Annotated in this window: 15 protein-coding genes and 1 pseudogene; all 16 read left to right on the top strand. The window is 63.8% G+C overall.

What is annotated here, in order from left to right; genetic code table 11:
* Positions 1–268: hypothetical protein (locus ABL914_RS12355; protein ID WP_391563487.1), on the top strand; the 268-nt coding region annotated here is incomplete at its 5' end.
* 71 nt (positions 269–339) lie between these two features.
* Entirely contained in the window at positions 340–639 is a 300-nt protein-coding gene (locus ABL914_RS12350; RefSeq protein ID WP_391563486.1) for a DUF1799 domain-containing protein, read from the top strand.
* Positions 636–4,454, top strand: coding sequence for a peptidoglycan DD-metalloendopeptidase family protein (locus tag ABL914_RS12345; protein ID WP_391563485.1), 3,819 nt, complete (start codon positions 636–638; stop codon positions 4,452–4,454). The genes ABL914_RS12350 and ABL914_RS12345 overlap by 4 nt, the downstream gene beginning before the upstream one ends.
* Positions 4,451–6,643: a hypothetical protein gene (locus ABL914_RS12340; RefSeq protein ID WP_391563484.1), complete on the top strand. Its 2,193-nt coding sequence runs from the start codon at positions 4,451–4,453 to the stop codon at positions 6,641–6,643. Before ABL914_RS12345 ends, ABL914_RS12340 begins: the two co-directional genes overlap by 4 nt.
* A gap of 9 nt (positions 6,644–6,652) precedes the next feature.
* On the top strand, positions 6,653–8,278 hold the full coding sequence (locus ABL914_RS12335; protein ID WP_391563483.1) for a hypothetical protein: 1,626 nt from the start codon (positions 6,653–6,655) through the stop codon (positions 8,276–8,278).
* A 9-nt stretch (positions 8,279–8,287) separates the two neighbouring features.
* Positions 8,288–8,650 carry a hypothetical protein gene (locus ABL914_RS12330; RefSeq protein WP_391563482.1) on the top strand — a complete coding sequence of 121 codons (363 nt, stop codon included), beginning with the start codon at positions 8,288–8,290 and terminating at the stop codon, positions 8,648–8,650.
* Between the two features lie 3 nt (positions 8,651–8,653).
* Complete coding sequence (locus ABL914_RS12325; protein WP_391563481.1) at positions 8,654–9,424, top strand: hypothetical protein; 771 nt, start codon at positions 8,654–8,656, stop codon at positions 9,422–9,424.
* Positions 9,421–9,966: a host-nuclease inhibitor Gam family protein gene (locus tag ABL914_RS12320; RefSeq protein WP_391563480.1), complete on the top strand. Its 546-nt coding sequence runs from the start codon at positions 9,421–9,423 to the stop codon at positions 9,964–9,966. The genes ABL914_RS12325 and ABL914_RS12320 overlap by 4 nt, the downstream gene beginning before the upstream one ends.
* A gap of 3 nt (positions 9,967–9,969) precedes the next feature.
* Positions 9,970–10,272 carry a hypothetical protein gene (locus ABL914_RS12315; protein ID WP_391563479.1) on the top strand — a complete coding sequence of 101 codons (303 nt, stop codon included), beginning with the start codon at positions 9,970–9,972 and terminating at the stop codon, positions 10,270–10,272.
* Positions 10,269–10,463 carry a hypothetical protein gene (locus tag ABL914_RS12310; protein ID WP_391563478.1) on the top strand — a complete coding sequence of 65 codons (195 nt, stop codon included), beginning with the start codon at positions 10,269–10,271 and terminating at the stop codon, positions 10,461–10,463. The genes ABL914_RS12315 and ABL914_RS12310 overlap by 4 nt, the downstream gene beginning before the upstream one ends.
* An 18-nt stretch (positions 10,464–10,481) precedes the next feature.
* The gene (locus tag ABL914_RS12305) at positions 10,482–11,123 is read left to right on the top strand and encodes a hypothetical protein (RefSeq protein WP_391563477.1); all 642 of its coding nucleotides are present in this window, start codon (positions 10,482–10,484) and stop codon (positions 11,121–11,123) included.
* 4 nt (positions 11,124–11,127) lie between these two features.
* Positions 11,128–12,249 carry a hypothetical protein gene (locus tag ABL914_RS12300; protein ID WP_391563476.1) on the top strand — a complete coding sequence of 374 codons (1,122 nt, stop codon included), beginning with the start codon at positions 11,128–11,130 and terminating at the stop codon, positions 12,247–12,249.
* 131 nt (positions 12,250–12,380) lie between these two features.
* Entirely contained in the window at positions 12,381–12,545 is a 165-nt protein-coding gene (locus ABL914_RS12295; RefSeq protein ID WP_391563475.1) for a Com family DNA-binding transcriptional regulator, read from the top strand.
* Between the two features lie 22 nt (positions 12,546–12,567).
* Positions 12,568–13,026, top strand: a pseudogene (locus tag ABL914_RS12290) (DNA cytosine methyltransferase); the annotation flags it as partial.
* Between the two features lie 76 nt (positions 13,027–13,102).
* On the top strand, positions 13,103–13,498 hold the full coding sequence (locus ABL914_RS12285; protein WP_391563488.1) for a hypothetical protein: 396 nt from the start codon (positions 13,103–13,105) through the stop codon (positions 13,496–13,498).
* Positions 13,491–14,273 carry a DNA adenine methylase gene (locus ABL914_RS12280; protein WP_391563474.1) on the top strand — a complete coding sequence of 261 codons (783 nt, stop codon included), beginning with the start codon at positions 13,491–13,493 and terminating at the stop codon, positions 14,271–14,273. The genes ABL914_RS12285 and ABL914_RS12280 overlap by 8 nt, the downstream gene beginning before the upstream one ends.
* Positions 14,274–14,387: the final 114 nt, after the last annotated feature.

Raw genomic sequence — 14,387 nt, 5'->3', positions numbered from 1 at the left:
CGGGCACAGCGAACAGACACTGAAGGCCACGTTCAAGGTCCTGCCGATCGAGGATCTGGACAACGATCCCGAGCTCGATGCCTCGGCCAACCAGGTCAAGTCGCTCCAGCAGATCCTCGTCAAGCTGGATGACCTGGTCAACGATGCCGGCGAGCCGGTCGAATACAACGATCTCCTGCGCGATCAGCTGATCGGCGTGCCTTACGTGCGGATCGCGCTGATGCAGCACTACATCCACGCAATGACCAAGGTTCGTCTGGGAAACTGAAGGCCGCGGCCCGCCACTGGGCGGGCGGCGGCGGTCGCGACCTGTCCGAGGCGGCCCGCGAAGCCCGCGACATGGGGGCACCGGACGAGGTTATCGCATCGCTTAAGGAAGGCGGAAAGGGCGATGATTTCGAAGTCTGGGCAGAGAACTGGGACGCGGTCTGTGCCTTCCTGTTCGTGGCGACTCAGTGGCGCGCGATCGCACAGGGGATGGACGGCCGGGTTTACTGGCAAGGCCTTGATTACAGCGCGGTGGCGGCGGGCCTGGCAGGAGCCGGCATCGCCGCCACTCCGGCGCTGTGGAACGATCTGCGCGTGATGGAAGCCGCGGCCCGAAACGTGCTCAACGGGATGAGGACTGGCGAAGAATGACGCTGAGAACAAGCCTGGTCATCGGTGGGGACGCCCAAGGCGCGGTTGCAGCAGCGAACGCGGCCGAGACCGGTCTTAACGGCATTACCACAGCTGCTGGGCGGGCAGCCGCGGCCAATGACCAGCTGGCCAGTTCAAGCACCAGAGCAACCGCCCAGGCGCGGGCTGGCTACCTCAACCTCGGCCGGCAGGTGTCGGATGTGCAGGTGCAGCTGCAAGGCGGTGCCAATATCGGCCAGATCATCGCCCAGCAGGGCGGCCAGGTGGCCGATGCGGTAGCGATGATGGATGGCCGGTTCTCGGGCCTTGCTAGGTTCCTGGCCGGGCCGTGGGGCGCTGCAGTGATCATGGGGACTAGTCTGCTGGCAAGCCTGGCCCAGCAAATGATCATGAGCGGGGACGAAAGCGACAAGCTCGGCGGCAAGTCGATGACCCTGCACGATGCGCTGCAGAAGGTCGGGTTGGGCTCAAACGAAGCAAGGCAAGCCCTGCGCGACTACAATGCCGAGCAGGACCGCACCCGCAAAAACACCGAAGACATGATCAAACTCAACTTGGCGGACGCTGAGGCCATGTTGAAACGCGCGATCGCGACCCGCGAACTGCTGAGTGCCGAGCTTGAGCGAAACGCCCGAGCTGGCCCTGGATCAAATGCGGGCGCGGGTTTCACCGGAACGGCTGTGACCCAGACGGTGCTCGCCCTTAACGCGCAAGACAAGAAGATTGAGGAGCTTAAGCAGACTACCATAAACCTCAGAATTGAGGACGCCACGCGCGATTCGAAGGCGGCTGCCGATCCGGTCAAACAGATCAACAATCTGTATGATGATCAGGCTGCGGCGGCCCGGCGCGCTGCTGCTGGCAATGAAGAACTATCGAAGAGCCTGAAGGGCACACTGAGCGCGATCGAAGCGCACCGAAAGGCTGACCTTGACGCAGAGCGCAAGAGTGGCCGATCACCCCGCCCCAAAGCCGATCCCTATGCCGGCCGCGATCTGGCAGACTTTGGCTCACCGGTTCCGGGTGCACGGGTCACCAGCGGCTATGGCACCCGGCTTGCACCGACCAAAGGTGCTTCGACCAGCCATCTGGCGCTGGACTATGCTGCCGGCGAAGGCACGCCGGTTTATGCCACGCAGGACGGGGTGATCCTTCATGCGGCGAAGCGCGGCGGGTATGGCCAGCAGATCGGGATCGGCCACGGCGGCGGCACCGAGACGCGCTATAGCCATCTTTCGGGCTATGCGGTGCAGGATGGCCAGCAGGTGGGCAAAGGCCAGCTGATCGGCTATGCCGGATCGACCGGTACCGCGACCGGGCCGCATCTGCACTACGAAGTCTTGGTCAACGGCAAGAAGGTCAACCCGGCCGGGGGCAAGTTCCCGTTCGATCCGGGGGAAGTGGCGAACAACGCCGATAAAGCCGCTGATGCGTTGGAGAAGTTCGGCGAGCAGGCTTCGGACAAGATCGCCCGGATCAGCGGCCAGTGGGATGAACAGCCGCGGCTGATCGATGCGGCCAACAATTCAACCCGCGAGCTCAATCGGACGATCGAGGATCTGACGGCGAAGAACATCGGCGGGATTTTCGATGACCAGATCGCCGCTGCAGAAGCGGCCAAGCAGACCATTCAGGAAGGGTTGCTGCGGCCGTTTGAACAGCTGAAGGAAGATTCGCGCCAGCGGCTTGAAACCGAACGCCTGATTACCGCCGGCAAGGAAGACGAAGCCCGCGCGCTGGAGATCATCCACCAGTTCGAAGAGCGCAATTACCAGCTGAGCGTTGCCCAAAAGCAGGAGATCCTTGAGCAGGTTCGCCACGAGCGCGAAGTGACCGAGGAGCTGCAACGCAGGCAGGCCCTGCTGGGGCAGTTTCTGGACACGACGCGCAGCATCAAGCAGGAAATCGTTTCGATCTTCGCCGGCAATGGCAGCGTGGCCAATATCGCCAAGATGGGCCAGCAGCTCAACTCGCAGATGCTGGTTGAGAAGCTGTTCGGCCCGGCGTTCAAGGATCTGGACAGCTGGGTCAAGGATCAGAGCGGGATCAAGCCCAGCGTTGAGTATCTGACCACCGAAACGACTAATGCCGGCAATGCCGTGGCGGGCCTGGTCGATGCAATCGATGTCGCCACTCAGCGCATTCTCAATCCTCCCGCTGCTGGTGCCGGCGGTCTGGAGTCGTCGTTCGACCAGACCTTCGGCCGCACAGGTGCCAAAGCCAGTGGCGCATCGCTCTGGGCCTCTCTGCCGGGCCAATCAGACGGCGCGGGTTTTCAAGAGCTGACGGTCAGGGCGGACCCCAATTCTGTGTTCGGACTGACCCCGCAAGGGTACTTCGACAAGTTGGGTCATTCGGTAGCCGGGGCAACGGTCAATGCGCTCAACGACAGCTTCAACACCCAGTTCTTCAGCAAGTTTGAAGGGGTGATAGCTGGGGCAATCTCTGGCTATGCGAGCGCCGGGAACGTTGGCGGCGTGCTGGGCGCGGCCCGCGGGTTTATGTTCGACTTCGGCAAGGATGTCTTTGGGGAGAAGCTGTCAGATGGCATCCTAGGCGGGCTTGAGAAGGGCCTGAAGGGCGCCGAAACCGGGACCTTTGTCAGCGGTATTGCCAAGTCCTTCGGGATCAAGTTGAGCAGCGGCGGCGCGCAGCTGGGCGGCGCATTGGGTTCGTTCCTGCCGATCCCCGGTGGCAGCATCATCGGATCGATCGCGGGCGGGATCCTGGGTAACATGTTTGGCACCCGGCCACGCGGCGGGGCGACGGTTTCGAACACCGCGGTCAACGCCCATGCCAATACTGGCGATATCACGGCCAGCCTCAACGATACCGGATCGAACTTGCAGAGCACGATCGCGCAGATTGCGGGATCGCTGGGCGCCAGTGTCGGCAATTATTCGATCGGGGTCGGCCGCTACAAGGACTATTATCAGGTCAGCAGCAGCGGCAGCGATGCGCGTCTGGGCAACAGCTATTTCGGCCGCGACAGCAAAAGCGCGCTTTACGATGGGCTTGATCCTGCGGCGGCGATGAAGGCGGCACTGGCCGGCGCAATCAGCCAGGGCGCGATCCAGGGCATTTCGGCCGCGATGCAAAAGGCGCTGGCATCGAACAAGGACGTGCAGGCCGCGATCCAGGAGGCGCTGAAGGTTCACGAGGTCGAGCTGGCGATCGGCGGCATCGGCGCTGAGCTGGCCGAACAGTTCAAGCAGTTTGAGAAGCAGGCGGCCGAGCGGCTGCGGGTGGCACGCGAATACGGCTTTGACGTGGCCAGGATCGAAGCCAAGAACGCCGAAGACCGCGCCAAACTGCTGAAGGACATGCTGGCTGACCAGGTTGGATCGCTGCAGCAGCTGATCGATGATATGACCAGCGGATCGCTGTTTGAAGGATCGGCAGTGGACCAGCGGCAGGTCCTGCTGGGCAAGATCAGCGCGGCAAAGGCCGAGGCGGACAAGGGAACCGAGGGCGCCGCCGATACGCTGGCGCAGCTGCTGGCCCAGCTCAACGCCGTATCGAAGGAAGCCTATGGCACCACAGGCGGATTTGCCGATGATCGCACCACCATCCTCGATGCGGCGCGGGACACGATTACCAAGGCCAACCAGCGGATCGAGGACGCCAAGAAAGCCAGTGATCCTGCGTTGACCAAAACCAATGCCGCGCTGGATGAGAACAACGATCAGAACGCGCAGATCATTGCCGGCGTGGGCGATATCACCACCCGGCTTGACCAGCTGCTGGCCAGCATCGCCCCGGCGTCAAGCAATCTGCTGGAACTGGCCCGCACTTCGCAAGTGAGCGGGCGATGACGGCGCAGGTGATCCTGATTGAGGCCGTGCCGAAGCAGGCAGCCGATGGCAGCGCGGTGACAATGCGGCTGGCGGGTGGCGGTAACGTCTATGCCTATGTCTATGGCGGGCATCTCGACTGGCGGGCCGGGATCACCACATTCCCCGCGTTGGTAGCATCGCTGGAATTTGCCGGTGGCGAATTTCCGCCCGGAAGCATCCCGGCTGCGGCAGAGCTGAGCTGGGCACCGGCCCAGGCCAGTTCGCTGGCCGATCTGGCCGCGCTGGTTTGGTTCGATGCACCGATCACCGTCTGGATCGGGCCCGAAGGCACCGAAGTGCCGCCAGTAGCGATCAGCGGGCGGGTGTTGGAGGCGGTTGCCACCAAGGACGGCAAGCTGAAAATCAGCCTGGCTGACCCCGCCTCCCAGCTGAAGAAGCCGTTGCTGAGTGCGCGCTTTGCCGGAACCGGCGCGCTGGAAGGTCCGCTGGACTGGGAAGGCAAGATCCGGGACCGGATCTGGGGGCGGATATGGAACAAGCGCGGCGAGCCGATCGACGCCGCCCACAACATCTATTGCTTTGCCGATCCGGCCCGGCTGATCGAGGGGATTGACGCAGTGCGCGACAAGGGCGCGGCGGCGGCCGCGCTGACGCTGTTAGCATGGCAAGGCAGTGCAGCGGCTACCTTTGCCGCGTTGCAGGCCGCAGCAGCCCCGGCAGGCGGCGGTGTGGCCTGTCCGTCGATCGCCTGCGTCAAATGGTGGACCGAGCCCGCTGGCGATCTGTGCGCGGATCTGCGGGGGGAAGTTGGCGCTGGCTATGTTGAAACAACCGCAGCAATCACTCAGCGCTTGGTGGAGGCCATTGCCGGGCCTGCATTTTCTGCCGGCATAATTGCCGTTGCCATTGCGGCCCGACCGGCTGCTGTGGGTTGGCTGGCCAATGACGATACCACCAGCGTGGCTGAGATGCTGGACGAGCTTTTGGGTAACAGCTCGCTGATGTGGCTGCTCGATTCGAGCGGGCAGATCGTGCTGCGGCCGTGGGAATGGGGCGCCAGCGCTGCCAGTGCGGATAGCCATGACGTTGAGCGGGTCAGGACGCTGCGGCCGGTCGCAACGCGCAAGATCGGTTATCAGCGCAATGAGACCCGGCAAAATCGCGATAGCCTGGCTGCGATCGTGCTGACCGACCGCAGCCCGACCAGGCCAGCGGCGATGGCGATCGGCGCGCTGTGGATTGCACCTGACGGGCATCCGTACCGGTTTGATGGTTTGCCATGGTATTCTGCTGCCGGATCCTGGACATCGGGCGGAGCGGGCTGGAGCGGGAGCGGCTATACCGACGCGCAGGACAGCAATGCCGCTGGCAGTGCTGACTGGTCCAATGTGACCGGGCCAGGCAAACCGGCCGACAACGCCGACGTGACCGCCGACCACCAGGTGACAGTCACCCCGCCAGCCAGCGCAGTGGTTTATTGCGACAGCGCCGGGGCGCCCAAGGCAGGGCAGCTTCCCAAAGTCCTGACGCCGGTGATCAAACGCGGCGGTGGCGATATCCGCACCGCGCTGGAGGCCAGCTATACGATCACGGCCCCGGCGCAGCTTGACGCATCGATCAACACCGTGGCGGCCAGCGCGGACAAAGGCCGGATCACGATTGGAGCGGGCTGGACCGGCCCCGGAACGGCGCAACTGACCGTGATGGTATCTGGCCTAAACTATGGCCCATTTCCGATCGTTGTAACCCGACAGAACGATGCGCCGGCCGCGCCGGGTGGATCGGGTGGCGGATCCGGCCCGGCCTATGACAGCACGTTCCTGCAAGTTACTTCAGCCGGTTTGACGGCGATCAGCGATGAGCTGGGGCCGCTGGATCTGACTGCCGGGCAGAAGCTGGTTGTGACCGCCACGCTGGATTATGAGGTATTTGGGGCCAGCGAAGTGTTCCGCCGCCTGGTGGCCCAGGCGGAATACTGGGACGGCGCGGCCTGGCAAACGTTCACCGGGGCGACACAGCAGGGCGACCCGGCCCACTTTGATCCGGGCGGCTTTGTGAGTGATATCGGGTCCATCAATTTCAGCCAGGAAAAGACCGGCCTGGCGGCGGGCAGCTATAAAGTTCGGCTGATGGCTGCGCAGAACACCGCCAGCCCGGCCGCAACCATCAGCGTGTCGGCCGGCACGATGATCTTCAGTGTAGTTTAGGAGCAAGAGATGCCTTCAATCGAAACCGCGCCAACCGCAACCAACCCCCAGACGCTGGCCGCTGGAACCAGGGTGCTGGGATTTTACACCGATGGCGGCGGAAACAAGGTGGATTGTCTGATTGACCTGAGCGTTTACCCGGTGCTGGGCGCGGAAGCCGCCGCCGCCGCCGCCGATGCAGACCGGATCGCCGCCGAGGCCGCTGCGGTTGCGGCCGCAGCCTTTGCCCCCAGCGCGAACACCCAGGCGCTGATCACGGCAGTGCGCACTTATGGCCGATTGCCGCAGCCTGCATGGCGCTGCCCCGCCAATGATGTGGCGACGATAACCGTGCCGGCAGCAGCCGCAGCATCGACGATTGCCGGGGCCAATTTTGCGACATTCGACAACGAGCAGAAGGTTAGATGGGTGGGCGGCGCGGCCAACAAGAATGGCGGCGGAAACTTCTTCAGCCGGGGAGCCTGGTATGTTGGCGGGCGCACCACCAATTATGCCGCCTTCGAGATCGAGCATACCGGAACCGAGTTTGAATTCCTGCTGACAGGATCTGCGATCGATGCGTTCTGGACCCCCAACATCAGGGTGTGGGTGGGCGACCGGATTGCGGGCACCGCATTTTCACCAGCCGATGGCGGGGCGCGCTATATCAAGGTGGCCTTCCCGGTTTCAGCGGCGCGGCGGATCAGAGTGGAGGCGCTGGGAGGGTTCTTCTACCTGGTCAAATCAGCCGGGGCTGGCGATTTGGCGGATTTCACCCGCAACTACCCATTGGTAACTGTGATCGGCGACAGTTTCGGCGAAGGGACCGGCGCGCGCGGGTGGGATAGCGAAGTGATTATCGCGCTGCGCAACAATGGCTTTAACCCGGCGCTGGCAGCGGTGGGCGCGACTGGCATCCTAAATCCCGGCACGGGCGGAAAGGTTAACTGGCAACATGCCGAGCGGCTGAGTGATTTGGCACTGAACGGGTTTACCGATCAGGCCACGCTGGCCGATCCTAACCCGGCGATGGGGGTGATCATGATGAGCATCAATGACGCCTGGATGGCCAGCGCCAACTGGAACGGGGCCGCGCATTACAAGGATGCCATCGCCAAAGGGCTCTACACCATGGTTGATCACTGGCAGACCCACCGCGCCGGGAAGCCATTGGTTGTATTTGGGCCGACCTGGCCCAATGAGAGCCCGCCGCCTGATATCTATGAAATGCGCGATGCGGGCCGCGAGGTTTGCGCATCGAGCGCGAACGTCTGGTTCATCGACCGGCTGGGCCCTGGGCCGGTGCTGCGCAAGGGCGCGGGATCGCAGACCGCCACGACCGGCAACACAACCGTTGGCAGCAAGGTAATCACCGCGCTGGCATCGACCGCAGGTGTGGTTCTGGGATCGCGGATAACCGGACCTGGCATCCCGGAAGGCGCGCGGGTGATGAGCGTTGATAGCGCCGTGCAGGTGACCATCGATATCAATGCGACCGCAACCGCAGTGGGTGCTGCCCTGCGGTTCTACAACGATCAGGCCGGGCTTTACACCACGGCCACCGATAGCACGCACCCAAGCGAGAAGGGGCATCTGGCCGACGGGAACTGGATGGGTGAACAACTGCGCAACCTTGTTTTGACGAAGCTGGGTTGATCTGAAGCCATGGCATCGGTCGATCCCCTGTTCGCGCAATGGTTGCAATCGGAAGGCCTGTGGCAGCTCTCCGAAGATGCGGCCTTGCGCGCGCGGTGGGGCGATACGGCGCTGACCACGTCGCGGATGACGACGACCGCCACCAAGGCCGATGCCGCTGCTGAAGGGCTGCGTCAGCTGGCCTTCCTGGGCCCGGTCTGCGCGATCGATGAGCACATGCTGCTGGGCGAATGGCGCGACCGGCGCGGCCAGGTGGTGACCCTGAAGATCGCGCAACTGGGATACGACGCCGGCGTGGACGTGATGGTGCTTGGTGCCCTGGACGATCGCGCCACCGGCCTGTCGCGCGTGACTGTGTTGAGGAGGCTGTAAGCGGTGGCGAATATCCTGATCCTTGCTCCCACGGCCGTATCGGCGATCGCCGTTTCACGCGGGGCTGGCGGAGCCAATCTGGGCAGCTTCGATCCCAAGGAAGTGTGGACCGATGCGGCGGTAGACACCGCCGCCACGATCGACCTCGATCTGGGTGCTGCCAAGTCGATCGACACGATTGCCCTGGTTGCGATCTATGGCCCGGTGGCCGGCGCGACCTGGACGATCACGGGCGGTGCTGGCGGCTATACCGATGCGGTGATCAAGGCCGCGAGCGCCCTGCGCGCGATCGATGCGGCCGGCCAGGCGCCCAATGTCAGCCATGCCTTGTGGACCGGCGGCGCGGTCAATGTCCGCTACATCCGGATCAGCGTCATCCAGCCTGCCGGCAACCCGGTGCTGAGCATCGGCCGGGCAATCTGCGGCGCCGGCTTTGTGCCCAGCTGGAACAAGGAATGGGGCGCGGGCCGCGGGGTGATCGATACCGGCACGTCGACCAGGCTGCCATCGGGCGGGTTTGCGATCGTCGGCGGGGCCAAGCTGGGCACCTATAAGTGGACCTTTGGGGACCTCTCAGAGGCCGAATACGAAGCGCTTTACGCGATGCAGCTGGACAGCGGCGAAACCGGCCCGGTGCTGGTGGCCGAGGATCCTGCCGCCACGACCGCCCAGCGCAACCGCATTCACTATGGCCTGCTGCGATCGCTGCGGCCGTTCGAGCGGCGCAATCCCAAGCAAACCCGGTGGGAGCTGAGCATGGAGGAATGGATTTGAGCCGCAAGAAACAGGCTGCGCTGCCGGTGCCGACTTCGCCAGACAGCGCGCGCGAGCTGACGGCCGAATATGTCGAGGCCGAGCGCCAGATTGCGCGCGCGCGATTGACGGCCGAGCAGGCGATCGATGCAGTGAAGGCTGAGCGGGACGCGCTGATCGCGATCTATGCTGAGCCCAATGCGCAGCGCTTTGCCGCGCTGAAGGCGTGGTGGGAAGCGGGCGGCAAAGCAGTGGCTGGCAAATGCCGATCGGCCGAGCTGGCGGGGGCGGTGCTGGGGATCCGGTTGACGCCGCAAGCGGTGAAGCTGGGCAAAGGGGTGAAGGTGAACGCGGTAATCGCCTGGCTGCTCCAGCGCGCGGCGATCAATTTTCTGCGGATCAAAACCGAGCTCGACAAGCCTGCGATCATCAAGGCCTGCAACGCGAGCCTGGCTGACCGGATGCTGTTCGAGAGTCAGGGCGTGACCATCGTCCAGACCGATGAATTCTTCATCGACTGCACGATCGCCGAGCTGCCGATTGCCCGCGAAGTGGAGGGTTGAGCCATGGCTGAATTCACCTGGTCACGCACGGTGCTGGAGCCGATCGCTATCGAGCTGTGGCAGCCCGGTGAAACCGCGCCGATCAATGCCACCGGATGGACCGGTGCGGTGGAAGAGACCACGCTGCCGTGGCAGCCTGCTGTGATCGTCATTTCGGCTGTATTAGGCCAGGTTGAGATCGCCGCGCCGACAGCGCCCCAGGCGGCCTTGCTGCGCGCCGGGCAGCGTTATGGTGTACAGGTGGTGTTTCGCGACGGCAGCGGTGCCGGGGTGTTCGAATTTGACCTGACCGTGGTGCCAAGATGAGCGCGGTGGTGCGGATCATCGCACAGCCCAGCCCGGTGGTAGTTGTGCGCGGCGATGGCGGCCAGGTGATCAAGATTTCAGGCCAGGCCGCAGCTGTGGTGCATGTGCTGGGTGTGGGTGTGCAAGGCCCGCCAGGGCCGCCAGGCGGGGGCGGCAGTTTTGACATTTTTGGATTGCCACTGGCGCCGTAAAATTGAGGAGAAAATACGATGGCTTTCAATGGATCAGACTACTTCCAGATCAGCCGCGCTGGCACCAATTACAAGTGCCTCGGCTCGGATGTGCTCGCCTATGTCCAGTCGAACCTGGGCACCGCCGAATACCGGGTGGCGGATATAACGGCACGCAATGCCCTGAACGCGCAGCTCAGCGCGGGCGACCGGGTGATGGTTGACGACGCGACTCTTGACGGGACGGTCATTGCCGGGTGGGCACTCTATCAGTGGCTGGCCTCGAACACCTGGCGCAAAATTGCCGAGCAGGAGAGCCTGGATATCACTGTGGGAGGAGCAACCAACCTGAGCTACACGGCTGGGCCGCTCCAGGGGATAGTGGTCAGCGACAGCGGATCGGACGCGATCCTGCCCGCTGCCGATGCAGTGAACGCCGGACTGATGCTGCCCGCACACAAGGCGAAGGTCGATTTTCTGACCGTGACCGCCGCCTTTGATGCCGATGCCAGCAAGGCCAAACTGGCACTGATCGGGGTGACCCAGGCGGTCGATCTCGACGTGATCGAGGCGGCCAGTCATGCTGCTGTGACCACCGCAGGAACCGCCGCGAACAACCCGATTGTCGCAACCGGGCAAGCGCTGAGCTTCAACATCGCCGGCCTGACTTCGGCCCCCTGAGATGGTGGCCCTCAACACCGATGAAATGGTGATCGCCCGCGGCGGCGCGAACTACAAGATCACCCTGGCTGAACTGGCTGCGCTGCTCTCTGGCGGACCGGTTGACACTCTGACAGTCACCCCTGCGGCCGATCTGGACGATTATGCCCCGCTCGGATTTGCGACCGCCGCTAGGCTTGGGTTCAACGCCAGCGCATCGATCGTGCTTTCGGGCCTGGCGGGCGGCAGCGACGGCCGCGAGATCGTGATCTCCAACCGCAGCACCGACTTCCTGCTGGTGCTTGAACATCAGGGCACAGGATCGCTGGCCGCCAACCGGTTCGATCTGCCCAACGGCTTCCCGTTCTTCCTGATGCCGGGCGACCGCGCGCAATTCACCTGGTCGGCCACTTCGAGCCGCTGGCAGCTCAACTATGCCAGCAGCAACGCCAGCCAGATGGGACTGGCTTTCTTTACCGATTTCCTTGGCGGCACGGCGACGGCCAACCTCGGCGTGGTCGGCGGGGCCGGGATCTTTGTGAGCGGAACTGGCGCGGCGGCGGCGGCGAGCACCTATCTCAACAATACGGTCGAAAAGCCGATGGGGCTGATCCAGCTGACCAGCGGCACCACTGCCACCGGACGAGCGGGGGTTGGCGATAACGGCACCGGCTCGATCGTGCCGAAACAGGGCTGTGCGCTGTCGGTTTCGCGGATCGCGCTGCAGGCCCTGCCGACTGCGGCGGAGACATTCCAGGTGCTGAGCGGGTTCGTCGACAGCCTCGCAGCGGGTGCGCTGACCGATGGAGCAGCGTGGAATGCCCGCTGGAACGGGGCGGCGGCGGAATGGTCGCAGGATCGCTTTGCCGCAGCAGTAGCGACCAGAACTGCAGCCGGAAGTCCGGCCCCGGATACCAATTATATCTGGCTGGCGACCTTTCTTAATGCTGACTGGACCCGCGCCGATTACCTGTATTCAACCGACAGCGTGAACTGGGTGAAGGCCGGATCGCAGACCACCGGCCTGCCCAGTGCGACCCAGCAGACCAGCTGGGTGGCCGCGCAGATCATCAAGAGTGTGGGCACCACCGCGCGGCTGATCGCGGTCGATCTGGCCGGGTTCCGGGTGGACTATGTGAGAGGATAAGCCGCGCCCTAACGGGGGCGGCCGAGGCGTTGCAGCGCCATCGACCAGCGAGCTACAACTCGCACCTTGGGCTGCGCGCGCAGCCGTTGGCTCCCCCGGCCGTCACGGCGGAGCCTTTGTAGGTGCCAAGCATGAAGGAAGCGTATCGATGCGGGGGTTGCCAGGCGCTGCTGTTCAAGGCAGAGCATGGGGCGCTGGCAGGCCTAGTCGAAATCAAGTGTCGGCGATGCCGCCAGATCAACCAGTTGAGGCCAGTTCGAACCCGAACGCCGAGCCCTTCTCCGAGCGCCAGATGAGCTGCCAGCGGAGACCAGCCTTGTGGCTTTACATACCCCTCTCAGCGGCCTCTCGCTGTGCGCTGGATACGGTGGGCTCGACCTTGGGCTCAGCATCGCCGAGCCCGGATATCGGACTGTTTGTTTCGTCGAGCGCGAAGCCCATGCTGCGGCCGCTCTCGTGGCCCGGATGGAAGACGCGGCCCTGGAGCCAGCGCCTGTTTGGGACGATCTCAAATCCTTTGATGGCAGCGCGTGGCGCGGCCGCGTTCATATCCTCTCTGCCGGCTATCCCTGCCAGCCGTTCAGCCTGGCCGGAAAGCGCCGCGGCAAGGCCGATCCCCGGCACCTGTGGCCCGAGGTTGCGCGGATCATCGGCGAAGTGCGGCCCAGGGCAGTCTTTGCCGAAAACGTCGAAGGCCACCTCGATCTGGGATTTGCCGAAGTCGCGGCCAGCCTGGCGCAATTGGGTTACCGCACAAAAGCGGGCCTGTTCACGGCGCGAGAAGCTGGCGCAAGCCACCGGCGTCGCCGCCTGTTCATCCTGGCCTACGCCGACAGCGACCGATGCGGGGTACATGCCGGACCTGATGATTGCGCAGGGCCAGATCCAGCCGAAGGCGCCCTTCTACGTGGCATCGGGAAGCTCAGGTCAATTCTCGCTGGGGAACGCGACGCGGGCCTGGACCAAACTGTGGCTGGCAATGCTGGCGCTGGGCTGGAGGCCCCATTTGACCGAGAACCCGGCGTTCCGCTCTACGCACCAGGTCCGGGTGAGCTTTCGGTTTGGCACCAGCTCCTTCATCGACGGCCTGATCTCCAACCCGCGATTCTACGAGCTGATGATGGGCTGGCCGATCGGGTGGACCGCACCAGGGGCGCCGGTAACGGGGTTTCGCCACTGGCTGCAGCGCTCGCGTATCGCACTCTCAAGGCTGCCCATGCTGCCGATCGGGGAGGCTGGTAATGCTTGAGCCGGTTCAGCCGGTGCGGCCGGTCGCGCCTTATGTCGGCGGCAAGCGCAATCTGGCCAAGCTGCTGACCCAGCGCATCGATCAGGCGCCGCACGAGCTCTATGCCGAGCCGTTCGTGGGGATGGGCGGGATCTTCTTTCGCCGCCAGCGAAGGCCGAAGAAGGAAGTGATCAACGATATCTCGGCCGACGTGGTCAACCTGTTCCGGCTGCTGCAGCGGCACTATCAGCAGCTGCTCGACGTGCTGAAGTGGCAGGTGTGCAGCCGGGCCGAATTTGAGCGCCTGGTGAGCCTTGATCCCAGCCGCCTGACCGATCTGGAACGGGCAGCGCGGTTTCTGTTTATCCAGCGCGCCAGCTTTGGCGCTGTGGGGCGGCGTTATGGGGTGACGCGGACCCAGCCTGCCCGGTTCGATCTGACCAAGCTGGTGCCGATGCTGGAGGACGTGCACGAGCGGCTGTGCGGGGTGGATATCGAGCGACTGCCCTATGCTGAGCTGATCGCGACCTATGACACGCAGGGGACGCTGTTCTACCTCGACCCGCCCTATTTCGGGACCGAGGATTACTATGGCCCCGGCATCTTCTCATCGGCCGATTTCGAGCTTCTCAGAGGCCTCTTAGAGGGACTTAAGGGGCGCTTCATCATGTCGCTGAACGACACGCCCGAGATCCGCGCGATCTTTGCCGGATTCGAGATCGAGGGTGTGGCGGTTAACTATGGCGTTGGAGGGGGCGTGACACCGGCCCGTGAGGTGGTTATCAGCAGCAAATGACGTCGCGCAGTGCTCTAAAAGGTCTTGTCAATGACTCTAAAACCTTGCGCCGCGCTACAACCGGCCCGCTCCCCCTCCCAGCCATCCATAGGCTAACCTAAGATAGGGTGGCCG

The sequence above is a fragment of the Novosphingobium sp. genome, assembly GCF_040079535.1.
Classification (GTDB): Bacteria; Pseudomonadota; Alphaproteobacteria; order Sphingomonadales; family Sphingomonadaceae; genus Novosphingobium.
Note: the sequence above shows the minus strand (reverse complement) of the source record. Positions and strands in the feature narration are given on the sequence as shown.